Source organism: Providencia sp. PROV141, from assembly GCF_028481645.1.
In the GTDB taxonomy this organism is placed as follows: domain Bacteria; phylum Pseudomonadota; class Gammaproteobacteria; order Enterobacterales; family Enterobacteriaceae; genus Providencia; species Providencia rettgeri.
The window spans coordinates 1-25,251 of the sequence record NZ_JAMPPR010000003.1 but is presented as its reverse complement, the minus strand read 5'-3'; the positions used below and the strand labels follow the sequence as shown (position 1 = coordinate 25,251).

At 41.7% G+C, this 25,251-nt stretch carries 28 protein-coding genes; 26 read left to right on the top strand and 2 right to left on the bottom strand.

The window, feature by feature from the left end:
• The first annotated feature begins 20 nt into the window (after positions 1-20).
• The 13 genes from PSF09_RS02550 to PSF09_RS02490 all read left to right on the top strand — a co-directional run bounded on the left by PSF09_RS02550 (position 21) and on the right by PSF09_RS02490 (position 9,840).
• Positions 21-488: a hypothetical protein gene (locus PSF09_RS02550; RefSeq protein ID WP_272683433.1), complete on the top strand. Its 468-nt coding sequence runs from the start codon at positions 21-23 to the stop codon at positions 486-488.
• Positions 489-497: 9 nt separating this feature from the next.
• On the top strand, positions 498-1,100 hold the full coding sequence (locus PSF09_RS02545; RefSeq protein WP_211889568.1) for a hypothetical protein: 603 nt from the start codon (positions 498-500) through the stop codon (positions 1,098-1,100).
• 2 nt (positions 1,101-1,102) lie between these two features.
• On the top strand, positions 1,103-2,587 hold the full coding sequence (locus PSF09_RS02540) for a terminase (RefSeq protein WP_272683432.1): 1,485 nt from the start codon (positions 1,103-1,105) through the stop codon (positions 2,585-2,587).
• 1 nt (position 2,588) lies between these two features.
• Positions 2,589-3,965, top strand: a complete 1,377-nt coding sequence (locus PSF09_RS02535; protein WP_272683431.1) for a DUF4055 domain-containing protein — start codon at positions 2,589-2,591, stop codon at positions 3,963-3,965.
• An 8-nt stretch (positions 3,966-3,973) separates the two neighbouring features.
• Entirely contained in the window at positions 3,974-5,038 is a 1,065-nt protein-coding gene (locus PSF09_RS02530; protein ID WP_272683430.1) for a minor capsid protein, read from the top strand.
• A 74-nt stretch (positions 5,039-5,112) separates the two neighbouring features.
• Positions 5,113-5,799, top strand: a complete 687-nt coding sequence (locus tag PSF09_RS02525; RefSeq protein WP_221078487.1) for a hypothetical protein — start codon at positions 5,113-5,115, stop codon at positions 5,797-5,799.
• A gap of 5 nt (positions 5,800-5,804) precedes the next feature.
• Entirely contained in the window at positions 5,805-6,752 is a 948-nt protein-coding gene (locus tag PSF09_RS02520; protein ID WP_105881124.1) for a major capsid protein, read from the top strand.
• A 42-nt stretch (positions 6,753-6,794) separates the two neighbouring features.
• Positions 6,795-7,172 (top strand): DUF7370 family protein, encoded by a 378-nt coding sequence (locus PSF09_RS02515; RefSeq protein WP_105881123.1) that lies wholly within the window; start codon positions 6,795-6,797, stop codon positions 7,170-7,172.
• Position 7,173: 1 nt separating this feature from the next.
• Positions 7,174-7,545, top strand: coding sequence for a hypothetical protein (locus PSF09_RS02510; protein WP_272683429.1), 372 nt, complete (start codon positions 7,174-7,176; stop codon positions 7,543-7,545).
• A gap of 1 nt (position 7,546) precedes the next feature.
• Positions 7,547-7,915: an HK97 gp10 family phage protein gene (locus PSF09_RS02505; protein ID WP_129467066.1), complete on the top strand. Its 369-nt coding sequence runs from the start codon at positions 7,547-7,549 to the stop codon at positions 7,913-7,915.
• Positions 7,912-8,280, top strand: coding sequence for a phage tail termination protein (locus PSF09_RS02500; RefSeq protein WP_070929145.1), 369 nt, complete (start codon positions 7,912-7,914; stop codon positions 8,278-8,280). The genes PSF09_RS02505 and PSF09_RS02500 overlap by 4 nt, the downstream gene beginning before the upstream one ends.
• A gap of 68 nt (positions 8,281-8,348) precedes the next feature.
• Positions 8,349-9,104, top strand: a complete 756-nt coding sequence (locus PSF09_RS02495; RefSeq protein WP_210845359.1) for a phage tail tube protein — start codon at positions 8,349-8,351, stop codon at positions 9,102-9,104.
• Positions 9,105-9,153: 49 nt separating this feature from the next.
• Positions 9,154-9,840 carry a DUF6246 family protein gene (locus PSF09_RS02490; protein ID WP_272683428.1) on the top strand — a complete coding sequence of 229 codons (687 nt, stop codon included), beginning with the start codon at positions 9,154-9,156 and terminating at the stop codon, positions 9,838-9,840.
• A gap of 8 nt (positions 9,841-9,848) precedes the next feature.
• Here PSF09_RS02490 and PSF09_RS02485 read toward each other — a convergent pair whose 3' ends face one another.
• On the bottom strand, positions 9,849-10,094 hold the full coding sequence (locus PSF09_RS02485; RefSeq protein WP_006661960.1) for an Arc family DNA-binding protein: 246 nt from the start codon (positions 10,092-10,094) through the stop codon (positions 9,849-9,851).
• 382 nt (positions 10,095-10,476) lie between these two features.
• Between PSF09_RS02485 and PSF09_RS02480 the strand changes: the two genes are divergently transcribed.
• On the top strand, positions 10,477-10,626 hold the full coding sequence (locus tag PSF09_RS02480; RefSeq protein ID WP_171831162.1) for a hypothetical protein: 150 nt from the start codon (positions 10,477-10,479) through the stop codon (positions 10,624-10,626).
• A gap of 3 nt (positions 10,627-10,629) precedes the next feature.
• Positions 10,630-11,157 carry a DUF2335 domain-containing protein gene (locus tag PSF09_RS02475; protein WP_096864246.1) on the top strand — a complete coding sequence of 176 codons (528 nt, stop codon included), beginning with the start codon at positions 10,630-10,632 and terminating at the stop codon, positions 11,155-11,157.
• A 75-nt stretch (positions 11,158-11,232) separates the two neighbouring features.
• On the opposite strand, the gene PSF09_RS02470 is transcribed toward PSF09_RS02475, so the two are convergent.
• Positions 11,233-11,571, bottom strand: coding sequence for an Arc family DNA-binding protein (locus PSF09_RS02470; RefSeq protein ID WP_136135556.1), 339 nt, complete (start codon positions 11,569-11,571; stop codon positions 11,233-11,235).
• 81 nt (positions 11,572-11,652) lie between these two features.
• On the opposite strand from PSF09_RS02470, the gene PSF09_RS02465 reads away from it, so the two are divergent.
• From PSF09_RS02465 to PSF09_RS02415, 11 genes are all read left to right on the top strand, one after another.
• Entirely contained in the window at positions 11,653-11,823 is a 171-nt protein-coding gene (locus tag PSF09_RS02465; protein WP_168697696.1) for a hypothetical protein, read from the top strand.
• A gap of 71 nt (positions 11,824-11,894) precedes the next feature.
• Positions 11,895-12,626 carry a BRO-N domain-containing protein gene (locus PSF09_RS02460; protein ID WP_272683427.1) on the top strand — a complete coding sequence of 244 codons (732 nt, stop codon included), beginning with the start codon at positions 11,895-11,897 and terminating at the stop codon, positions 12,624-12,626.
• A 66-nt stretch (positions 12,627-12,692) separates the two neighbouring features.
• Entirely contained in the window at positions 12,693-13,487 is a 795-nt protein-coding gene (locus PSF09_RS02455; protein WP_262960998.1) for a Rha family transcriptional regulator, read from the top strand.
• A gap of 131 nt (positions 13,488-13,618) precedes the next feature.
• Positions 13,619-14,770 (top strand): hypothetical protein, encoded by a 1,152-nt coding sequence (locus PSF09_RS02450; RefSeq protein WP_222960603.1) that lies wholly within the window; start codon positions 13,619-13,621, stop codon positions 14,768-14,770.
• A gap of 71 nt (positions 14,771-14,841) precedes the next feature.
• The gene (locus PSF09_RS02445; RefSeq protein WP_272683426.1) at positions 14,842-18,084 is read left to right on the top strand and encodes a hypothetical protein; all 3,243 of its coding nucleotides are present in this window, start codon (positions 14,842-14,844) and stop codon (positions 18,082-18,084) included.
• 9 nt (positions 18,085-18,093) lie between these two features.
• Entirely contained in the window at positions 18,094-18,717 is a 624-nt protein-coding gene (locus PSF09_RS02440; protein WP_210845349.1) for a hypothetical protein, read from the top strand.
• Between the two features lie 32 nt (positions 18,718-18,749).
• The gene (locus tag PSF09_RS02435; protein WP_006661951.1) at positions 18,750-19,232 is read left to right on the top strand and encodes a hypothetical protein; all 483 of its coding nucleotides are present in this window, start codon (positions 18,750-18,752) and stop codon (positions 19,230-19,232) included.
• Complete coding sequence (locus PSF09_RS02430) at positions 19,229-19,696, top strand: DUF1833 family protein (RefSeq protein ID WP_272683425.1); 468 nt, start codon at positions 19,229-19,231, stop codon at positions 19,694-19,696. The genes PSF09_RS02435 and PSF09_RS02430 overlap by 4 nt, the downstream gene beginning before the upstream one ends.
• Positions 19,696-20,088, top strand: coding sequence for an NlpC/P60 family protein (locus PSF09_RS02425; protein ID WP_272683424.1), 393 nt, complete (start codon positions 19,696-19,698; stop codon positions 20,086-20,088). The genes PSF09_RS02430 and PSF09_RS02425 overlap by 1 nt, the downstream gene beginning before the upstream one ends.
• Positions 20,075-22,582 (top strand): host specificity factor TipJ family phage tail protein, encoded by a 2,508-nt coding sequence (locus PSF09_RS02420; RefSeq protein WP_272683423.1) that lies wholly within the window; start codon positions 20,075-20,077, stop codon positions 22,580-22,582. The genes PSF09_RS02425 and PSF09_RS02420 overlap by 14 nt, the downstream gene beginning before the upstream one ends.
• 61 nt (positions 22,583-22,643) lie before the next feature.
• On the top strand, positions 22,644-25,112 hold the full coding sequence (locus tag PSF09_RS02415) for a NosD domain-containing protein (RefSeq protein ID WP_272683422.1): 2,469 nt from the start codon (positions 22,644-22,646) through the stop codon (positions 25,110-25,112).
• Positions 25,113-25,251 lie beyond the last annotated feature (139 nt).

Here is a 25,251-nt window from a genome sequence, read left to right as displayed (position 1 = left end):
TTGTTCTGATTGAGGTGTGTATGACAACAATAGCATGGGATGGCGAAACTCTAGCAGCAGATAGCCAATCTCAAGTTGGCAGCATGATAACAAGCTTAAACAACCAGAAGATACATCAGCCTCAACATGGTAAGTGGGTAATAAATAATAGTGAAATTAAAGCCATCGGTATTACTGGTGACACATCATGCGTTGATGAGGTTATATCCAAGCTTCATGACGGCATCACTTACGAATCTGAGTTCGCATCTATTGTAGATTTTTGCTTGATTGCAGTAACAAACAAAGGGGCAGCATACGGACTAAGCAAAGATAAGGGCGATATACTCCCATCAATATTTAGAGTTGGGGATATGTTTGCCATTGGCTCTGGTGACGTATACGCAATGGCTGCAATGAAAAGCGGGAAGACAGCAAAAGAAGCTGTGGAGGTAGCAATATCGCTAGATGTTTATAGTGGCGGTGAGATTCAAGAATTCTCTCTATAAGGAAACATTATGGCTAAAAGACCAGATTGGGAGGCCATCGAGTCGGCTTACCGAGCTGGCGTGATGTCACTCCGAGAAATAGCTTCACAGCATGGCGTATCGCATACTGCAATAAGGAAGAAAGCCAATGTAGAGGGGTGGGAAAGAGACCTTAACGCAAAAATAAAGTCCAAGGCGGATTCCTTGGTTTCCAAACGTGAGGTTTCCAAGCAGGTTTCCAGCGAAAAGGCTATTTCTGAGCGGCAACTGATTGAGGCCAATGCCGAGGTTATTGCCAATGTTCGCATGGAGCACAGGGGAGATATTCGCAGGGCAAGAGAGTTGACCAATAATTTATTTGATGAGCTATCGGCTGAATGTGCCGATGTGCCAGCTTTAAGTAAATTGGGCGAGCTAATGTTTAGTCCTGATGATAACGGGCGCGATAAGCTAAATGAAATTTACAACTCAATTATTTCTCTCCCTGAGCGCGTTAAGTCAGTCAAAGCATTAAGCGAAACACTTAAAAATCTAGTTGGCCTTGAGCGTCAAGCTTATGGGCTAGATGACGTACAGCCGAATAAGACAGCTAGCCAGCTATCAGAACTAATGGACGACTTATCTAAGGAATAACCATGAAGCCAGAACATCTTGCATTATTGAGAGATAAGCTCTGGCGATTGAATCATCTTTACTGGATCACCAACAAAGAAGGTAAGCCAGTTCGATTTAAAATGACGCCTGAGCAGCTTGAATATTTTGAAGGGATGCACACGCGAAACATTATCTTAAAGGCTCGTCAGCTTGGTTTTACGACTGAGGTCTGCATCATCCAATTAGACGCTGCACTATTTGAAGCGGCTAAATGCGCACTGATAGCTCATACGCTAAATGATGCTAAGCGGCTATTCAGGGAAAAGATAAAGTATGCCTATGAAAAACTACCTGATGAAATTAAAGCAGCAAATCCAGCAAGCAATGACGCGGCTGGTGAATTGGTTTTTAGTAAAGGTGGGTCGCTTTATATCAGCACGTCATTTCGTGGCGGTACACTCCGATATTTACATGTATCTGAGTTCGGCAAGATATGCGCTAAGTATCCAGAGAAAGCCCGTGAGATTGTCACTGGTGCGTTTGAGGCAGTATCAAGCGATTGTTTTACGACGATTGAAAGTACAGCGGAAGGTCGAGCGGGTTATTTCTATGATTATTGCCAGTCTGCTGAGAAAGCGCAAATTCAGAGCAAGACTCTCTCTAACTTAGACTGGAAATTCTTTTTCTTCTCATGGTGGAAGAATCCTGAATATGCCATTAACCCTGTCGAGCAATTACCGCAGCGATTAGTTGACTACTTCGATGAAATGTCTAGTAAGTATGGTGTTCAATTAAACGAGCGCCAGAAAGCATGGTATTACGCCAAAGAGAAAACACTCGGCGACGATATGAAGCGGGAATATCCGTCAATACCGTCTGAGGCATTTCAGCAATCGGTTGAAGGTGCTTATTACGCTAAGCAATTCCGATTCCTATATGAAAATAAACGCATTGGCGCACTCCCTGATAATTCACACTTACCTGTGCATACGTATTGGGATATCGGCGTAGGTGACTCAACATCAATCTGGTTTATTCGTGAAGTTGGTGAGGAATTTCACGTTATCGACCATTACTCAAACAGTGGTGAAGGTCTTCGTCACTATATGAAAGTGCTGAAAGATAAAGGCTACACATACGAGAGTCACAATGGACCCCACGATATTGAGAATAGGGAATTTGGCTCTGATGCTAAATCACGGAAAGAATTAGCCCGTGAAGGGTATGAAATTGACGGGCAGGTTTACTCAATTCGATTTAATGTCGTGCCGAGAGTGTCTATTGATGAGGGTATTGAGGCTGTACGTGAAATTCTCCCTTACTGTGCTTTTGATGAGCATAAATGCAGCGAGGGAATCGCACACCTTGAAGCCTATCGTAAAGAGTGGGATGACAAAAAGGGATGCTGGAAAGATAAGCCGCTTCATGACTATACATCACATGATGCTGATGGATTCCGTTACTTTGCTGTAAGTAGACGGAACGTTAAACGACTAACCGAGAAACTAGAATTCAACTGGAACTAATATGAATACAAACGTTGATTATAAACATCCAGCGTACAGCGAGTTTTTGCCTGAGTGGGACATGATCGGCGATTGTGTTGATGGCGAACGAGTTGTAAAAAGTAAAAAAGAAAAATACTTACCACATCCAGCGGATAAAAAAGAAGCCGATGACAAAGATAACTCACGTTACAAGAGTTATCTGGCGAGAGCTTCATTCCTTAATGCTACGGGTAGAACGTTAAGTGGCCTACTCGGTATAGCATTTGGCAAGCCAGTAAAGATTAGCGTAAGCGGAGGCGTTGAATATTTAGAAACTGACATCGATGGTCAAGGCCAGCCATTAACGCAAATGATAAGAGATGCTTTATCGCAAAACTTACAGCGTGGACGTGCAGGATTATTAAGCGACTTTAGCGGTTCAGGTATTCAATCTGAAGCTAATAAAGGCCGCCCATACATTCGATTGTTTACAGCAAAAGAAATCATTAACTGGCGAGTGACTAACGGGAAAACATCACTTGTTGTTCTTCAATATCAAGAGCCCGTTGATACCGAAGATTTTGAGCTGAAAATGCAGAAGAATTGGATTGAATTACGGCTTATTGATGATGTGGCTCATTCACGCCGTTGGTATGAAGACGGTGATATAAAGGTTACGGAATGGATTGTATTGAGTGATGCTTCTGGGGGGCCCTTGAGTGAATTACCGTGGTCATGGATTGGTTCTATGAACAATGACCATACCCCTGACGCCCCACCGCTTGCTGATATAGCTTACTTAAATATCAAGCATTACCAAGCCGAAGCAGATATTGCAGAGTCAGCTCACACGGTTGGTCAGCCAATGATTGCTTTAACTGGTCTAGATAATACTTGGGTGCAAGATCATCTCAAAGATGGTTTTAATGTAGGCTCACGTAAAGGTGTATTACTTCCTGTCGGTGGTGATATGAAGTTCGCCCAACCAGAAGATAGGAATATCCAAATCACGCTAGCGGAGCGCAGAGAGAAGCAAATGGCAATGCTAGGGGCTAAGTTGGTTGAGCGCGGTACATCGGCTAGAACAGCTACACAGGCGCAGGATGAGGCGCAAACAGATAATTCTGTGCTTTCATTGTGTGCTGGTAATGTGGAGCAGGCATTTAACCGAGCGCTTGGTTTCTGCATTCAGTTTGCAGGAAGCGGTGAGGCGACTATCGAATTGAACAAAGTTTACGATATTGCACAATTAGACTCTCAAGCAATTACAGCCTTACTTGCTGCTCTGCAATCTGGTGCTATGCGAATGATTGATTTTGTGAAGTACCTGCAAAGCATCAATATCATCCCGCAAGATGAAAAAGCTGAGGATGTTATCGAAGAGATAGAATTATCGCGAGCTAACTCAATGATGTAGAGGTGAATATGCAATCACAATTGATGTTAGATAACTCAATGATGATCCAAATTCTCCTAGAACGCCTCAAAGCTGGCATTGTTGATAGTGAGGCAATGCAAAGAGAGTTAAGGGCGGCTGTTGCTAAGGCGTTAGCTAATTTCTCAGGTCAGATAACATCGAGATCAAAACTAAATGCCATCATTGCTGAGTTAAAGCGAGAGTTATCACCAGTTCTTACCAGCTATTCTGAATATTTACTGCAATCGGTTATCGATATTGGTGTCGAATCAAGTCAGCTTGAAGTTGATAGCTTATCGCAGATAGTGACAAATGAAGTAAGCAAGCCTAGCCCTGAAAAAGTTGAAAAAGCCATCTTAAATGTGCCGCTGATATTAACCGCTTGGGGTGGCTCTTTGTTTCTCAAGAAATTTGTATCATCTTGGGTGAATAGTTCAGTCCAACAAGTAGAAAATCAGGCCGTTTTGGCTATGGCTGCACAAAGTAATATTCAAACTCTACAGGCGACTATTAACGGGGCTGCAATTGATAGGTCGCAGGTTACAACATCAACAATATCTCGCATCACTTATAACTACCGAACAATTGCAAATACGGCTATTCAACATGCGCATACTTGCGCAGCTCAGGAGTTTTATAAGGAGAATGACGATTTAATCAAAGAGGAAGAGTTTAGCGCCATACTGGACAATAAAACCTCATCTACGTGTAGGGCTTTATCTGGTAGTAGATATCCGGTTGGTGTTGGTCCAATGCCGCCATTGCATCCTAACTGCCGAAGTCAGCGATTACCAATTCTTAATGATAGGTTTGCGGATTTGATAATCACTAGGCCAGTTGGCAGGTCTGAATGGGGGGAAGAAAATTATTATGAGTGGTTAACTCGCCAGCCTGCAAAGCGCCAAGATTTAATACTTGGGCCAACGAGAGGAAAGCTATTTCGTGATGGTGGTCTGTCGCCTGAGCGATTTGCACAATTACAGCTACACAAAAACTTTAAACCGATGACACTCAAGGATATGCAAAAGCTTGCACCTGAAGCATTTGAGCGAGCCGGAATTGAATTGAAATAACACAGACCCGCCACTGAGCGGGTTTTTTATTATCTGCGGTCAGAGGCCGCGCCATCTAAACCAGAGGTTTGACGATGTTTAAATATTTATTATCGAAAGAAGAATTTGACGCATTAACCGATGAGCAAAAGGCTTTTTACAAAGAGTCTGGTGGAAATTACCAGCTTCAAATTGAAGGTATGCCTGATATTCCTGATGTGTCAGGGCTTCAGAAAAAAGTTGATGAGTTGCTTTCTGAGAAAAAATCAGAGCAAGAGAAACGCCGACAAGCTGAAGAAGCTGCAAAGAAGGCAGCGGAAGAACAGGCTCGTAAAAATGGCGACATCGAATCATTAGAAAAAAGTTGGGCTGAAAAGTTAAAAGCACGTGAAAGCGAGCTGTTAGCACAATTGCAGGAAAAAGACACAAGTCTACACACGCTTTTGGTTGATAACGTTGCACAGACATTGGCCACAAAATTGGCTGGTGATGCTGCTCCGTTAATCATGCCACACATTAAATCTCGCTTATCAGTAGAAGAAGGTAAAACGCGAGTCGTTGATTCGGCTGGTCATCCTTCTGCATTCACTATTGATGATCTAGAAAAAGAGTTTCGTAGTAACCAGTTATTTGCACCAGTAATTATCGGTAGCAAAGCCACCGGAACCGGAGGTGAAGGCGGTAAAGGGAAGTCACCAGCCGGAGGCAGTGATAAGCCCAAAAGCGCTAATCCATTAGTTGATAGCGCACGTGAAATCATTGCTAATATCCAAGAGGATTAATTTATATGTCTTTATACATTTTTCAAAAACAAGTATCACTGGCAGCTACCGAGCTAGTCGCTCAGGCGGTTCGTCAGTTTAATGAAGCATCTGGCGGTGCTTTAGTTCTCGGTGATGGTGACCATATTGGTGACTATATTGAACAAACATCATGGCAATTACTTGGCGGACTGGCTCAACGCCGTAACGCTTACGGTTCAGGTAATTTGACTCCGCAAGAGTTAGGTCAAATTCTTGATCGTATGATTAAAGTCGATGGTCGTATTGGCCCAGTATCTGTTACTCCAACCATGATGAAGCGTTTAGGTAAAGATGTTACCGAGGCGTCTGCTGTAGTGGCTGCACAATCAGCTGAGGCAATGCTTCAAGATTACTTAAATACTGCTGGTGCGGCATTGAAAGCAGCTATCTCTGGTAATACGAATGCAATCACTGTTGGTGGTGATACACCATCATTGCGCGGCTTAAACAAAGCAACTCGCCCATTTGGTGATGCATATTCACGAATTGTTGCTTGGCTGATGGACGGTGCGACGTTCAATGACTTTATGGACGAAACTCTCACCAATGCTAACAACCTGTTCCAGATTGGTAATGTTGCGATCAAGCAGGATAACTTAGGTCGTCGATTTGTCATCTCTGATATTCCTGCTTTATCTGATGCAGACAAACAGCATTCATTAGGCTTGGTTACTGGTGCAGCGGCTATTCAAACATCACCGCTTATCATGAAGGCTCAAGATGTATTAGGCCAAGAGAATATCAAGGCATTAATGCAAGGCGAGTATGACTTTACGATTGGTCTGCGCGGCTACCAGTGGAGTAAGGACAGCATTAAATCACCAACAAACGCGCAAATTGAAACTGTAGCTAACTGGAAACAGATTGCGACAGATATCAAAGATACTGCGGGTGTCATGGTGTCGTTCGGTAAAGACTCAACTGGCGGTTAATTATCATAGGGGCTTCGGTCCCTTTAATATTCAGGCGGTCTCATGGCTGTAGACATAACAATCGAACAGGTTCAGGAGTTGCTTGATTCAATGGGCTTTGAGGCTCCTGATTTTATTATTGAGTCGTTTATCACTATTGCAAATGGAATAGATGACTGTCTTGACGCTTCAAACTATCCAGAAAGTACGGCTAGGCTCATCAAGCTTTATGCTGTTGTTTTGATGCTGTCATCTGCCGATGTGAGGAAAACAACATCAGAGCACGCACCGTCTGGCGCTTCTCGCTCATATCAATACTTTGATGATGGAAGGAAACAGCTTGCTAACCTCTTATCAAGTTTAGATACGGCTGGTTGCACTGATGCGCTACCCATAAGCAAACCGCTATCAATAGTGCAATTCGACGTGTTCAGGGGTTGATATGGCTAAAATGTCACGTTGGTCATATAAGAGTGTTGCGACTGTGTATCCAGTAAGCATGGGAGGGAAGTGGGGTGATGAAATTATTTTCGGTACTCCATACCTCATTGACTGCAACTGGGTAGCAACGAACGAAAAGGCGATGGACGCTAACGGTGGTGAGTTTATTTCACGCTTGGTATTCAACACCGAATCATTTCACAAAGGTAAGCCTGTAAGGTTGCCAGAAGTCGGTGATTATATCGCTCAGAATGACACTCGAACAATTCTGGATCCGAGGAAAGTCGAGGGGGGAAGTTCAAAAATTAAAGCTCGTGATGACTTTGATACTCGGATGTTTAGACAAGACCCGGATTACAAAATAAGGACTTGATATGGCAACGAGAGTTAGAGGCATTAATGAGGCTAAGGCAGCCTTATCTAGGATAGTTGGTGATATTACAGCTAATAAAGCGACAAGGGCTATGCATAGAGCGCTAGATATTGGAGGCAGACAAGCTGCTGTCTATACACCAATCGATACAAAGACGTTAATCAATTCAAGTTATAGGTCGGTTAAGGTGAATGGAACGATATTGACTGGGCGTGTTGGTTATAGCGCTAGTTATGCTGTTTATGTTCATGATCCTAGAGTTGTACAAAAGTTTAAGCGCCCAACAGCCAAGAAGCTTTTCCTTGATTCAGGTTTTGAAGAAACAAGAGAAATGATTGACGCAGCGATAATGGAGGAAATGAGATTGTGATTATTGATGATTTCCTTGATTACTTAGAGCGAGGTGGCTTAACAAATGACTTTACTGTGCAGCGGTTGCAGTGGGAAGAGAAGGCTAATACCAAAACTCAACAGTATTTAGTCATTCAACCTAATGATGGCTCTGGGCGATTTGGTGAGTTAAGCGCTGATGACTATGTGGATGTAATTCTAGTATCAGAGCAAAGCAACCCAATCCCTGCATTAACTCGTGCTGATGAAATACTCAAATATGTCGCGGCAAATCCTAGCGACTGTAATCTCAACTCAGTTTTTAACATGGGCGGGTTGCCGTCAGGAATTGTAACCACGGAAAACCGAACGATATTCAGGCTCTCATTCCGCTGCTTATCATAAACAAATAAATCTCAAACTAGGTCGCCAATGTGCGACCTTTTTTATTTTCTATAGAAAGAGGTAAACACATGGCAGATTGCCCAGTACAAACCAATAAGCTGATTGGGCGTAATGCGATTATTCGTATTGCGAAAGGTTGTCCCGATCAGGTTCCAGACCAATCAGCATTTAAACGCATTGGGGCATTGACCACTAAGTCATTTGACTTGTCGCCAAACTCCATCACATCAGAAGCAGATGACACCAAAGGTTTAGTTGAAAACGTAGTCACTAACTTAGATATGACCATTTCATTTGATGGTGAATATCGCAAACGTGATAAAGATGACGATTTTGGCCCATTGTTATTGCTTCAAGAAATCCCTAAAGAAGTTCAAGCAGGTCGCCAACCGTCATATTGGGTGCAGATGGATTTCACTGGTGAAGATGCGATTGTGCTGCAAGGCTATTTCGTTTTCACTTCTTGGTCATCTGAATTCCCAGCGTCAGAAATTGCCACTTACTCAGGCGAGGTTAAAGTTTCAGATGCTGATACGGTCGAATGGCTAGTTGAAGAAGTTCCAGTGACTAGCGTAGCGGTTACACCAACAACGCTAAGCGTAAAAGAAGGTGAAACAGGCACGTTTACAGTTAACTTCACGCCAACAGACGCAACCAATAAGAACTACACGGTTGTAAGTGATAAGACCAACTTTGCAACGGTTAGTAAGTTGGTGAATGTTGTCACTGTCACAGGCGTAGCGGCAGGAACAGCAAACGTAACAGTCACATCTGAAGATGGTGCAAAAACTGCTAAGTGCGTAGTCACTGTCACAGCTGCTTAATATTACAAAGGGTGCCTACGAGTGCCCTTGATAATATTCAGGGGGAAATATGACAGCAAGAAAGGAATATGGCGAATTCACAATATCAACGCCTGATAAAGATTATTTGTTTAGGCCATCATTTGACGCAATGACTAGAATAGGGACGCCAGAGCAGATTGTTAACGCATTTACTTTGCTAAGTGGTGCAGAAGTTCAAGCGTTAATTGCTCGTGCTATACAGGCTTATGGAGTTGTTCCTGAGTGGCTATTTAAAGCATTAAAAAAGCCAACGTATGGGCGTAGTATCTTATCAACTTCAATGATGGTGATGCAAGCTTGCTGTAATGATGATTGCGATGAACTTATAGGTGAGTGGAAGCCCAGTAAAAATGGCGTCATCTATAAGCTGGGTAAGGTGCCAATTACAGATATCATCGTGTTTGCTCGGGAGTTAATGACCCACGGCATTATCGGTAAGGCCAAAGTTAGGAAGCTTCAGCGTAACGAAGGTAAAAATGAATTTACAGATAGCTTTAATGCCATCGAATATATTACCGCTGCTCGTGCTCATTTCGGTGTGAATCGCGAGGAAGCTGAACAATTAACAATGACCGAGTTCGTCATGATGTTAAAAGCCAAGTATCCAGACGAGAAAGGCTTCACTCGTGAAGAATACGACGAGATCATGAAAGCCGATGACCAGCGCAATGAAGAGCTGGCAACAGGTAAGCGTAGACTTGTGAGTCGGAAGTAGCTTTGCGGCTACTTCTTAATCCCTAATTTTTCCTTAACGACTTCCATCTCTCGTTCAAGCTGGAATATGCGCTCAGCCGCATCAGAAATCGTTAAAACTTCAACATGAGAATTACGCAGTATCCAATATTCGATAGCTGCGACCATTTCCTGGTTGGCTGACCGATTATTAAATTCAGCTAATTCTTGAATTCTATCTTTTAAATCAGTCGGTAATCTGAGGTTAACCTGCGGATGCTTATATTTTCTTTCCATGCCACCTATCCTCAAAAACTCTCATTCTAGATAGGTGTTTTTTAGGTATCAATGCGTACCAAGTAGGTATCATTGTATATGTATACAGTGTTTTTGAGTGTTTATGGGTATTTTTATTGGTAATTATTTATTACCAGCCGTGATGGATATTATGGTGGTAATACCTACTATAAATGGTAGGTATTATCGAGGCGCGGCATTATACACCTCGATATTCAAGATACAAGTAGAGCTTGCAGTTAAGTTAACTTAATTCTAATATACTCCAAGGTATATTTAGCAATTTGATGTAACCACAAACTATGAATTGTGGTTTTTAACTAAGCGGAGGTGTCACATGACAGCAACAATGCGCAGATATCTCATAGCTATGGGGAGCATAATGGACTTGGCTCCTGCTACAAATTACAGAAAAATGGCAGCGCAAGGGCGAGACCAAGATCGCCTAAAAAAAGATATCGAATATGTGGGGAAAGACATGACCAAGGTTGCTGCTGGTCTAGAGTCTTATTGCGTAACAGAAAAGAAATAGCTCATGGATTTAAAGCCTAAAGATGAAATTGTGACCATTGACGATGATAATCCCGATCAGGGCTCAGATGTTGATGGTGCGATAGCGAAAATAGAAAGTACAGTGATTGATAATCCAATAATACTTGAAAGAATATTGGATAATCCTAGAGTCATGGCTATCGTTCAGAAAAAAGAGTCTTTTAGAGGGCCTTTGCCACCGCCTGACTTTTTGCAGAGGTATGAAGAAATCCTTCCTGGAGGAGCGGAAAGAATTTTCTGCCTAACAGAAAAAGAGCAAAGCTTTAGGCATGATACGCATAAAACGGCCCTTAAGGGAGCTATAAAAAAAGATAGTCGCGGGCAATGGATGGGTTTTTTTCTCTCAATAAGCGTATTAATTATTGCAACTTATTTTGCTAAAGATGGTGCGTATTGGTTTGCAGGAACTCTCATTACAGGAAACCTAGTGGCATTAGCTGCTGTGTTTGCCGCAGGTAGAAAGGGAAATAAGAACCAAGACAGCTCTGATAGTGAAGAGGCTCCAAATTAGTCTGCCAAATACAAGCTATCATAACAACCCACCCACTCCGGTGGGTTTTTTATTGCCCGTCCTTGGGCTGGGTGGTTATTTTTTATGTTTATCCATCTCAGCCACGACTGATTTTTTTGCGTTATCAAGTATATCTTCTAAAGAAATTGATAAAGCCTTAATTACTTCTTCAATCAATGTCGTGTTTATGATTCTCTCTATCTCCGCTGATGGAAGGTTTATTTGATCGCTTAGCTCAATTGAAGCATCCCTGACTCTATACCCAAACTCAGACATCTCATCTGAAAGTGCTTTCTCAATGAGAGTTATTGCCTCGGTATTTATTGTTCTGTTGTTTGACCTAGCCGAGTCCTCAATTCTTTTTTTCAACTCTTGGGTCATTCTAATATTTAACTGAACGTCTTTCTTTCCCATAATTTTTAGCACCAAAAGTTTAAACTGTTGACATGCTATCAATGTTAGCAATTGATAGCAAATAATAGCAGGAGGTCATGAGTGCAAAAGGAAATAACAAAACAGAAGCTACTGAGGACACCAGAAAGCCTGTTCTGGAAGATCAAAGAAGCAGCAGCGCGTAGTAAGCGGACTGAAAACCAAGAAATGTTATTACGTCTGGAAATGTCATTTGATGAGAGAGTAGAGAAGGTAATAAAAGAATGCCTATAAAAATAGAAGCCCCAATTGCGCGAACAATTGAGGCCAGTTGCCAGATAAACCCTTAGACAGGAATAAATGACATGAACATTGTAGCGAAAACTGATTTAACTTTCCAGAACTTCACATTCAACCCAATCGTTGAAGATGGTCAAGTGTGGTTAACATCAACTGAAATTGCACAGGTATTAGGGTATAGCCGTACAGATAACGTAAGTAAGCTTTATGCACGTAATGCAGATGAGTTTACAGACTCCATGACAATGACCGTCAATATGACGTTCAACGGGATAAACAATAGCTTACGTAACAAATCGGTCAGAGTTTATTCTCTTCGCGGCGCTCACCTGATCGCAATGTTTTCTAATACACCAGTAGCAAAGCAATTTCGTAAATGGGTATTGGATATTTTAGATCGCGAGGTTGAGTTAGGTAATCATTCGCCAGTATTTAATTATCACTACCCAATTGAATCTGCTGATGTTCATAACCGTAAGTTTGATAATGCATGGCTAACACCTAGCAGTCTGATTGATAACAGAAACCCTGCACCAGAGCTTGATTTGATAGAGCAATTAGAGCGTGATGGCTTTGATGTAACTGGCGCAAAGGTTCGTATTCATGCATTACATAACAGTGCTAAACAAGCAGTACAGATTGAAGAACTGCTTGTGGACACAAAGAAAATGCTACACCGATTGAAAGATAACTTTGATATTGGCTCAAGACTGGGAGGTGCAAACGTAGTATTTGAAGGTAAAGACAAAGGAGTGATGATTAGTGGTAACAAAAAAAGAAATATCGGGTGTCATTAAAACAGAAAAGCCAGCAGGTGCGAACTGTTGGCTATTTCCCAAATCAATCCATAAAGGAAGATTTAAATGAACGAATTAACATTAGCATCAAATGAAACAAATGTCACTATGTCGAGCCGCGAGATTGCGGAGTTGACAGGAAAGGCTCATCATCATGTGGTTCGTGACATCGAGAAAATGTTAAGTGAGCTAGATTTTAATTATCCAAACACGGATAATTATGTTTCTAAAGAGTTTTTTATTAAACGTAAAAAATATAAAGGTCGTTCTGTTATTGATGAAATAGGTTTAGACCAAGACCTTACTATGACGTTAATGACTGGGTACAGTGTACCGTTGCGCCATAAAGTATCAAGACGCTGGAGAGAGCTTGAAACTGGTAAGGTAACTCCTATGGCAGCGCTGAATGATCCTGAATTCTTGCGCTCAACATTACTGACTTATTCAGAAAAAGTTATTGCACTCGAACACAGCAATAAAGAATTGAGCAACAAAGTTGAATGCATGTCAAACCTATTCAAAGAAGGTATGACTCCAACACAGTTTTGCAAAATGCTTAATGGCGTAAATACTCAACAGGTTCAAATGTGGTTAGCAGAACGCAATTGGCTATATAACGAAAGTAAGTCAGGAAAAAATGTTCGCTGGCGTGTTGCTTCATATGCTCGTGATAAGTATATGACTGAAAATCAGAGTGAAATTAACCCTCACGGTTACGAGCCATTCATTAAATATCAGCCCGTGTTATTGAAGAAAGGCGCTAAACGCATTTATGACCTTTATCTCGCAGGTGAGTTACCGATGAAAAAGAATTGGGATGGATTATTTACTCACGATAAAGAATTAAAGGCCGCAGCCTAACCCCCACATAGCCCAAGGATGGGCTTGTAATCCAGATCACACATTATGCCTCTTAACTGAGGTCTTTTGCTTTGTTTTGCGCCAACCTCGGGATATCATAAGGGAAATTAATAATACAAATAGGTGATGGGATGAAAAGGACTGTACTAGCAGTTGTCATTGGTGCATTTATTGTTGTTGGTTGCGGGCAAAAAGAATTAAGCCCATTGGAAATTGAACAGGTTAGCAGCTTAAAAACTGAATTAGCAGCAACAGAACAAAGTTTATCAAGTGCAAAAGTAGACCAAGAAAAATATACAGGCGGGCTGATTAAATCTTTAATCCATGCCAGAGCTGAAGTTTTAGAAACAAATAAAGCTTTACTTCAGCAGCGTATTAATGCCATAGAGTCAGGGGCAAAAATAGATATTGTCATTCAAGGCTCCCAAGAAAATCCAGAATTAGCTAAACAGTTAGAATTAGAGATAGCTAAAGCGGAAGAAGAGATAAAAGCTGAAAAAAAAGAGGCTGAGCAATATTCTGGAGGGCTAATTTTATCAATGAAGTTAGCTACAATTGCTACGCAAGAGCAAACTTTAGCTATGCTGCAGCAAAAATATCTATCTGCGAAGTATGGATTAATGATCCAAAGCAATACTGGAGAAGCTGATTTAAGCAAAGAGTCCGAACAAGAGAGTAAGGAAATTGGCGCGAAAAGTAATAATGGCGAGAAAAACACCGCCATGTTACCACCTGAAAGTGGTCCATTTGGGTTCAAAATGGGTCTGACGAAGCAAAATATCGAAGATATGACAGGCGCTGATGTAAAGCTTGTTCGTGAAGAAGAAAATTTATATATAGTCACCAAGTCGCCAAAAAGCAATTCAAGCTTCGATTCTTTTGGATTGGTTATTTCCCCTACAGTTGGTTTATGCCAAATAAGAGCGATTGGAAAGGATATTAAAAATAATTCTCACGGATATCCAATACGGGATGAATTTAATAGCTTAGTAAAATCATTAGAATCTATTTACGGAAAACCTAAACAAACAGACATATTAATATCAGGCTCTATATGGAAGGAGCCTCAAGATTGGATGACTGCAGTTTATAAGGAAGAAAGATTTTTAACTGCTAACTGGAAGAACCAAAGTGAACCAATGAAAGATAATGATATTAGTGATATTGGCGTTGAAGTTAGAGCTGATAGCCGCTCAAATGGTTTTTTATTTCTACAGTACACTTTTAGCAACGGAAAAGAATGCTTAAGTGAAGCTGAAGCCGCAAAGAAAAGCTCATTATAAATTAACCTAAGATTTTATGCATAGGCCCTGTCAAGTTGACGGGGCTTTCTTTTTTCTAGAGGAAAATAATTATGTCAGAAAGCCAATCAGCCGGTGGTATCCACTACGATGTAAGCATGGACATTAAAGAGTTGCTTGTCGGTGAGAAGCAAGTCAACAAGGTAATGGATAACGTTGAGAAAAGTACAGACAAAGCCACTGACTCTTTAAATAGACTAGATAAAACTGCATCTCAAGTGGCTGCAGCTATGAAGATGCCAGAAATAAATAAGCTATCTCGTGACATGGCTCAATTGTCTGGGAAAATTGGAGCCAATTCAGCAGCGACAGAAAAAGCAGCCCAGACACATAGTAGGTTTACTGGTGTGTTAAGTACAGTTTCCGGTTCATTGGGGGCTGGTTATGTTGGCAATATTGGAAGTGCTACAGAATCGCTAATTAAGCACACGCAAGCAGCCATTAACGCCACAGCAGAAGAGATTAAAAATGCGGAGGTGATGAAAAAACAAGCCGAAGCGTATCAAGCGGAGGCATCTCAACTAGTTTTATCTACCCAAGAAAAAAGAAAGTCAGCGGAAGAGGCTGTAAAGCTAGCGGAATCAGAGTTGCAAGTCGCAGAGGCTTTAGCTGATCGCAAAACTGCTAGCATTCAAAATCTTGAAGTGTTGAAAAAAGAACAAGAATACCAATTAAAGCAAGCTGAACTAGCGCATCAAACAGTCGGCAATGAAAAAACATTAGCAGAAGTAACAAAAGCACGATCAACAGTTCAAAGAACGCAAAATCAAATAGAAAAACAATCAACAGAAATAGCGCAAGAGGTTTGGAAGGCCGAGGACAAAGTAAAGTCAGCAAAAGAAAATCTTCACAATACAACCATTGAACTAAATAAAGCTAAAGGGCTGGAAGCTCAAGCAACTGCGACAGTTATTGCTGCTGATGAAGCATCTACAATTGCAAAGGAAAAAGCCACTTTAGCAGCAAAAGCCCAAGTGGTAGCAATGAACGGCTTAAGAAGTGTTATGGCCTTACTTGGTGGCCCAACTGGAATTATCTTGCTAGTAGCTGCTGGAGTGTATGCGCTTTACCAAGCGATGAGCGATACAGATAAAATCGATGAATTCAATAAAAAAATAGATGATTCAATAGATAAATTAGAGGAGTTAAATAATGCTCAAGCTAATTATGCAGCAGATAAATTTGGCAAAGATTTAGAAAGTAAGATTGATAAACTAAAAGAGTATGAAAAAGAAATAAACCACCTTAATGCTGCGTTAAAAACCTCAGAAAAAACGGGAATGTTCAATAAAGAACTAACCGAGGAACTTAATAAATACAAAGCATTAGCTGATGACACAACACAGCAAATAATTAAATTAACTGGCGCTGTTAGTCGCTCTGGAGAGCAAGCGAAAAGGACTGCAGGACAAACAGTAGAACAATGGACAGCTCAGGTTGCATTAAATAATGAAACTCAATCACTAACCAAGCAGAATGAATTATTGGCAAGGTCATTGCTTGATGGTGAAGCAGCGGCTAGAGATACCATGGCAATCAATGAGTTTAGGGAGAAATTAGAAAAACTTGGCATAACTGGAGATACAGCTACTGATGCTATAGATGCTTTTTCTTCAGCTCTACAATTCAACAAAGACCTAACGCTAGGGGTTGCCGTTGATAAAATGAAAGAAAAAGTCGAAGAACTAACTATTCGACTGAACAAAGGGGAAGAGGCTGCCATTAGATTTAATGCTCAGATGATGATTAAAAACTCTGGTTGGGATGAAAATAGCGAGGACGCAAAGGAGTATATCAGACTAAGCGAAATGGCAGCTAAGTTAACTAAACAAATATCCGACGGTAAAAAGAACGGGAGGACAGGAACTAAAAAGGATAAAGCAGAGGAAGGGTTAAAGCGCCAACAAAACGAGGTCGAAGCACTAAAAAAACGATACGAATTGCTAAGTAGTGGCGTTGAGGATGTTAATAAAGAAATGGCAGCGTTTGAAGCGGCGCAGAAACTAGGTTCTAAAGCAACAGACAAGCAAAAAGAAGCTGCCGCTAAAGAAGCCGAAGAAATTTATAATCTCACTCAAAAAATCAGCGATTTCAATCGAGCGCAAGAAGCTACTCCAGAGTTAAAGCTGGCCCGCGAATTCGGAGAAGAAGCTAAAACTATTCGACGTATGTTTGATGAAGGATTCATCGATAAAGAAACTTTTGTTCGACTGGGTAAAGAAGCTACAGAAGCTTTTGAAAGCGGCATGGCTGACATTAAGGTTAATGCATCTGTAAGCGCTTTAGATGAGGCTAGAGCCAAGGTTGATCCAATTCAAGCTCTTCAAAATGAGAATACTCAAAAGCTAGCCTTAATCAAAGAGTATATGAACCAGAAAATACTCACTGAACAAGAAGGCCTAGCGATGATGGATTTAGCCAACAAGGAATATGAGCAAAATAGAGTTAACGCGATGTATGACTTATGGCGCAATCAATCATTAGGAAATGAGGCAGCAGCAGCGGCCTTTGATTCGTTGGCTGGTAATGCATCTAACGCCCTTACAGGTATCATAACTCAATCAATGACAGCAGCGGATGCGGCAAGGTCATTAGGTCGAACCGTCCTGAATAGTTTAATCAACTCTTACGTGCAAGCTGGTATAGAGCAAGCAAAAGCGGCATGGTTTGGGGCAGGACAAGAGCAAGCAGCACTGGCGGCAACCACGGCGGCTCAGACAGCAGCCGTTGGAACTCAAACCGCAGTTAGCACGGCTGCCGCGGCAACAACTACGGCAGCATGGACTCCAGCGGCTATCATGGCCTCTATTGCATCAATGGGTACTGCAGCTAAAATTGGTATGGCAGCAGTGGCGGTTCTTGGTATTGGGGCTATTGCAGGAAAACGGAAGAATGGCGGTAATGTGAAAGGTGGAGCTGCCTACGAGGTTGGTGAGGAGAATCTGCCTGAGTTAATGCAAATAGGGAATAAGTTAATCGCAATCCCCGGCAACAACGGAAGAGTATTTAGCTATGATGATGTGACAGGGTCAGCAGTTATTCCAAAAGCTTCTACTGGCCCAACTCCATCAAAGGCGAAAGGAAACAATCTAGTAAGCAGTGGCGGCAAAGATAGTATTAACAATCTCACGGTCATCATAGAAAACCATGGTTCACCGACAACAGTCGTGGATCAGAGAATGGAGAAGGGCTTAAATGAAGATGACGTACTAAGGATAATAATGAGGGATGCAAATGAGAAAGGGCCAGCACTTCAGTCTATAATAGCTAATACAACTGCAACCCCTAGACTTTAAGGACAACAAATGTCTTCATTAATATTTTATACGGATAATGAGCAAGCTATTATAGCCACAGACACCTTAGCTGTAACAATGGAAGGTAAGCCATATTTTTTTGTCAACAAAGCAACATATGTTCCCACACTAAACATGGTTGTCTCAGGGCTTGGGATGGGAACACTAAGTTCAGATTGGCAAAATATGGTATCTCACGGCCTTATATATATGGATATGGATCACTTAAATGAATACGCATCAAAGCACTTGCTGGACATGTATAAAGAGCAGCAAGATAAATATGGGCTTGATGATAGTGAAAGTGCGACCATTTATCATATTGGATACTCGCAAAAAGAAGGTGGGTATGCTGCATATGCATTTAGATCAACAAATAAATTTCAGTGCGAAAGATTGCCGTATGGAACAGCTGCAAAGCCTGAATGCGATATATTGGAAGGGAATCTATTTGACCTAATACCAACAATGATGCAGCAGCAACGAAGCATCCAAATGTCTATGCCAGAATCAAAGAGAATTTATATTGGTGGGGAGGTATTTGCTATCCATTTGACGGATGGGAAAGCCACATACTATAAATTGGCTGAGTTTGAAGATTATAGGCAAATGCAAAGGCAAATATTTGAATAACCCGCTACGGCGGGTTTTTTAATGGATATCACATGGAAATAATCGACTACCCTGAATGGTTCCCGTTACCACAAAAAGCGGATAAGAACATGACGTTTGATACTGGGTTTCGAACGGATCAGCCTCAAGTTGGAGCGCCGATATTCCAGAAGCTAACGGATGACATTAAAACGGTTTGGAATGTTAAGTGGATATTCCAGCTAGGTGAAGAGAGGGCTTTTCAGCAATGGTTGAGAAGCCCTAATTATTTGGACAACTGCACCAAGTGGTTCAGGATGCCGATTAATCTTGGTGGTTCTGGACTGCAACCACAGGAGCTTCACTTTGTTAGTTATCCGGTGCAAACGTCGATTAATGGCAGCGTAGTAACTTGGACGGGCTCGGTTATCTGCCGCAAGCTATTTAATGAAGACGACGAGTTTGGCGATTTAATCGTTGAGATACCGCCGAGAGATTGGGGTCTACTAGATATTGTCGTCACTGAGCGATTGCCTAGGTGCAAGGGGGGCGAATGAAGTTAAGAGAGTACAGAGCGCAACGACCAATGCGCACATTCTACGAAACCATCCAGTTCTATCACCCATCATTCGGAAATATTCATTTAGTCAGCTTACAGATAGATCCTAAGGTATTGGGCGGTGTTGAGTATCAGCCGTGTAACTTTGAACTTGCTGAAAGCCAGCAAAGCAAAACTCCGATTATCGATGCTTCGGTTAAGTTTAGCCGAGTCGCGCAGGACTTTAAGCAGCAGCTCAAGCTATGGCGGTCAAATACTCGAATGAAGCCAATTATCGCAACATTCAGGCTATTTGATTCAGCTGACAAAGATAGCCCGATAAGTGAATGGTCGCTGTACGTGAAAGACTGCTCACTCGATGCGGAGTCTGTCACTGTTACGCTGTCGATGAATAACCCGTTAAATAAGAACGTTGGGCGCATTTACACGATGGAAGAATTCACAGGACTGGAGACGGTTTAATGACGAAATTAGAGTTTATTAATCTGATGATAGGCAAGCCATGGAAGAATCGTGCGTGTACGTTTGAGGCGTGTGACTGCTGGGGCTTAGTGGTCTTATATTTTAGGTACGTACTAGGTACGGAAATTCATCATGACGCTGGCTACGAATCGGAGCATGATTTTGTAACTTGCTATGAGAATGAAGTCGAATTCTGGCAGCGCACAGAGCATCCATTTGATGACGGGATATTCATTGGATATCGCGGCTCTCAGCCTGCCCACATTGGCTTAATCATCGATGGTAATGCATTTCATAGCCGAGGCGAAAATGGTGCTGTGCGCATGGACAGGCTCATTGTGCTTGAGAAGAAATTCACGAAATTGGAGTTTATGAAATATGCCGATAGTTGAAATTCAAAAAGTAGCTGGCACCAAAAAGGAAAGAGTCGATTTAACAGTTGGCTCTTTTTTTTATAGCGATTTCCTAGTACATCGAAAGGATATATCAAGGGATGTTCTGGTGACAGTGAACGGCGTGGAGCTTGACCTAGATGACGAGTTAGATTTCGAGATAACACCAACTCACTTTATTCAAGTGTTTGACCAGCCGAAGGGCGTTATCGGCGATATCCTGAATCCAGTGTTTAACTTGGTTACAAAGGTATTCTCGTTCCTCGCACCAAAAACACCGTCATTTTCTGCTGCGGAGTCGAATGTTAAAGATAGCCCAAATAACCGACTCACAGGACAAACGAACGTTGCTCGAGCATATCAGGCAAGGCCAGAGATTCACGGGCAAGTAAGGGCGTTTCCTGACCTCATTCAGCAATCGATGTTTGAGTATAACAACAACCTTAAGACTGTAACTGAGTGGCTGAACATCGGCATTGGCGAATATAAAACGGAAAGCATCCGGTTTGCCGAATCTGATTTCACGGCAATGGCTGGCGCTAGCTACAAGATATATAGGCCAAAAGAAGTTATCCCGCTGATTAACGAAGGTTTTGAGTTCCCTGATATTGACGGGCAAGAATTACCGGGACCTAACGAAAGTAAGGACATCCCTAGATACACAGCAGAGGCAAGCGAAGTTGTTGAAATTAAATTACTTGGCGGAAATGCATACGCGAAGATAGTTAAGCAGGATGACTTCGATTACTTCACTCAGGTTGTATTCCCTCGCTACATATCAATGCTAATAAGCGTTAGCTATGAAATTATGGCCTACAACAATGAAACAGGCCAGATGGAGCAAATAACGATAACAAAAAACATCACGGTTGATGCGAGGCTGACATCCTATGCGGAAACTGATGATGAATCAGTCATTCTCCCTGTTGAGTACTACACGTTCTTTTTTGATGAATTATCTGGTAGTGAGTTTTCTCAATTACCTTCAAACACAAGAATAAACACAACTAAGTTTGTTATGTATGACAACCAGTTTCTAACAGTTGGACCATTCTTTTCTCCTGTCGATGGCGATCAGTTATGGGTGCATACTCAAGGGCAACTGGACGGTGGAAGCACTGCCAATGCGCGGATAGATTACTGGAAAGTTGATGTTAATAATGAAGAGGCGGTTGGAACTAGGAAGAGTAAAAACATATCAATACATGCAAACAATGGAGCGAGAAACTACTACAGAACAGACAAAATTGACTTAGTTGATGGATATAGTCGCTATGCGGTTCAGTTAACTCGCGTAAATAACAGTAGCGACAGAAGTATAATGAAAGTCGAAAACGCTCACATTGTCCGAGTTCGTGAGAATGTCGTTTTTGAGAATGACACGATTGTTAATGTGTCTGTGAGGGCAACAGAAGCACCAACGGGGGCAAGAGAGAGGAAGTATAACTTGTTGGCCACACGCATGCACATTTCGTATGACCGAGTATCAAAGCAGGTGGATTATACGCTCAGGCCCTCACGAAGTTTTGCTGATGCCGTGTTGCACACTTGGCTAATTACCGCAGGAGAAAGCGAGAAGAATATCGACATTGACGGATTGTATCGAATTTACGATAGCTTACCTGATGAGAGATTGGGATATTTCGATTACACATTCGACGACGAAGATATTTCCCTTGGCCAGCGCATCGAAACTATCTGTAATGCTGCGAGAGTAACCGCTTATTTCGATAATGCAGTCCTTACTTTTTCCCGCGAACAGTCCAGCGAATTCCCAATGACCACCTTCAATCGCTCAAACATCACAGGTAACGACATGAAGATATCGTATGACATGTCTATGCCAAGCGGGTATGACGGGATTGAGTTGGAGTATGTCGAGCCAGTTCGCAATAAGAAAGACTATATCCGCTTTCGAGTTGATAAAAACGGCATTACGGAAGGGCTGTCGCGTACGCCGAATAAGATTGTTTTACAGGGTTGCCGTAACCGATATCAAGCCATGGACAGAGCGCTGTTAGAAGCCAATCGACTTATTCACCAGCGAACAAGTATCAGCCTGACAACGCTTGCGGATGGTGGAAATGTGTACCCTAGCGATATGGTGCTGATTGCTGATACCTACGATTCAAATCAGCAAGCAGGATATATCACTGAACGAAAAGGAGAGATATTCACAACAAGCGAGAAAATCAAATTTGATGATGAAATGTGGGTGTATCTCACTGACTCGATGGGCTATACAACGCAGAAATTTAAAGCGACGCCTAGGCAAGATACTGAGTTCGGCTTTATCGCAAGTGTGCCAGAAGATATAGAACTCAATCTATACGACGGATATCAGAAACAATCACCCTCTAGATATGTGATAGCAACATCGGTTGAATTAGAAAACATCAAGTGGGTAATTACAGATAAACGCCCACTCGGTGGTGAGCGTTACACAATAACTGCAACCGAATATTTCGACGCAAAACCAGACTATAACGCATAACAGCAATCATTAACCAACAAGCCAGCCATCAGAGCTGGCTTTTTTATTGGAAAAAATAAGCATGAGAGAAGTTAAACCAACACAAAAGCCAGTTCCAAGCAGTGATATCAAAGACCTTTTCTTTAACTCAGGATTATTAGATATATGGGCAACATCACTAGAACATAAATACATTGACCGCTTTGGCAATTGTCATTTAACAGCGGCGGGAATGGAGTGGTTATTCAAAGAGTTAGTCGAGAAATTTAAAGTCGACATGAATACCGCTATTGTCGCTGCTGGGTATATTACTATCGATAGCTTCCAACAGGGAGCAAATTTACCGAATAATGAACTAACTCAACGCAATCATATACTGCGTGATGAAACCACAGGAGAATACTACCGATGGGATGGAGAATTACCAAAACAAGTTCCAGCGGGCTCAACTCCTGAATCAACTGGAGGTATCGGCAAAGGCGCATGGGTTAGTGTTGGTGATGCGAGCTTGCGGAGTGAGTTAGGGAGGATAGTAAAAACATACAGAAGTGTTAGCGAAATGAAGCTTGATGCCGCGCCAAAGCTTGGTGATATTGTCAGTACGTTATCATTTTTCCCCTATTCATATGTAGAACTAGACCCTAGACCAATAGGGGGTGCGGAGTACTTAATCACAAATGATGAGCCGGATGGTCACTCAATCATTCTGCTTCAAAATGGATTATCAGCAACAATCATAACCAAAGGTCAAGTTAGCTTAGACCAACTTGGTGCCGATAAGCGCGGCGAGAGTGATGTAACGCCTATTTTAAATTCCGCAAAAAAACTGGGCGTGAAAATTGTCCAATCTGGCGGTTCGTTTCTGATTGATAGTGACTTTACACTATCAAACGGTCTGAATATTGAATTTGAACAAGGCGCCGAGTTTGTACGGAAATCAGTCGCAAAATTCAGGGCGGGAAATAATGGTGATGTCACTAGCTTGGCAGCAATGGGTCAGTGGTCAATCGGTAAGAGAACGATTACTCTTGCGCCAGCGAGTTATGAGAAAATCGGTGTTGGTGATACGCTTTATATTAAAAATAAAGAGCCTAAAAATGTAGACTTTATTTTAGATTTTGTTGAAAAACCGAATGACTTAAACGATTGGATTTATCAAGTTCAAACGCCAATTGTCTTATCTAAGGACGGAGGCAATGTTATCACCGTGAGTCAATCCGCTAAGCTAACATACGATTTTGATACGACAGCAAAGATATCCCGATTAGATAACTTAGTTAAGAACGCTAAGATTAAAGCTAACTTCAGAAACGCAATTGGGGTGAAAGTGTCACTCAATGACCCGTTTATGTCATTGCACGCGATGTACGGTCTTGATATTTCAGGGTCTAAATTCTACTTAAATAATGAAAGCTCAGGGATTTATGTCACAGTAGGACGCGTTGATAGCATTGCTGATACAGAGTTTCATGACAGTATTTCTTTATGTCTATTCCTTCGCCAAGACTGCCCAAACTCAAAACTAATTGGTGGTAAGTTTTTTAATCAGCGTGGCAATGATTCATCAATATTCATAGAAGCACATAATTACAATATTACTGTTCACGGCAATAGCTTTGAAACAGCACATTGGGATTATGCAAGGCCGTTAATTTCAGCAATTCAAGTTGATGCGAAAGTGAATAATTGCTCATTCACATCAAATCAAGTCAATGGATATCCCTGTGGTGTTAGGTTAGAAATGGGCTCGTTTAGTAATAGCGTGACGGGTAATACATTTCAGCTTTGTGAAGTTTCTGGCGTCCGACTTGTTGACACTAGGAGCAATACAGTTACTGGTAATACATTCTTAGATTGCGGCCTATCGACTAATACAAACCCGTACTTATCTCAAAGCCAAGGGGGAGTGTATGTTAATGGGGTGCATGACACGCAAATAAACAATAATACATTCACATGGGTTAACCCAGTCTTTGGTAACTTTTGTGCTGCACTCTCTGGAAGTATGTCGCACAGTCAGTTCAAGGGGAACACAGTAACGCAGGCGAATAGGGCTGTCTGGCTACTTGCTAATTCAAAGTATAATGATATTAGTGATAATCCAAAACTACAGGCCATTGGCACTGATAATGCAGTATTAATCAGCGGAAATACTTCGCACTATAATCGCATTGAGCGGAATAACATTATTTGCCGTGGGACGGCTAGCTCAACGGGCGTTGTTATTGATAGTGGTTCGGAAGGGAATAGCATTAAAGATAACAATATCATGGGCGCAACATTTGCCGTTCAGTTGCTTAATGGCACTGGTAAATATCAAAGTATTGCTAGAAACCATGGTGACTTTAAGCGCTCATTGAATGTCGATATTTTAGCTCCAGTCATGCCAAGTTATGCACCAGTTGCTAGGGATTTTGAGATATACGGAATGGCTTTCGATACAACGAGCGGCAACGCAACGAAATGGTGGCAATATAAGCAAGTAATGGAAGATGGAAAACATAGATGGCGGGAAATGTCAGTGACATCGACTACAGTTGATATAGCTTAAGATGCTGTGCCGAAATTGTGACACAAAAATGAGGGGAATCGATAAAAATAGGCAAAAATAAGCAAATCGCAAAAATGCTGGCTGGCTTGTAGTGCGGCTTTGCTATATATAAATCGTTAATCAATATTTGCACATCCGG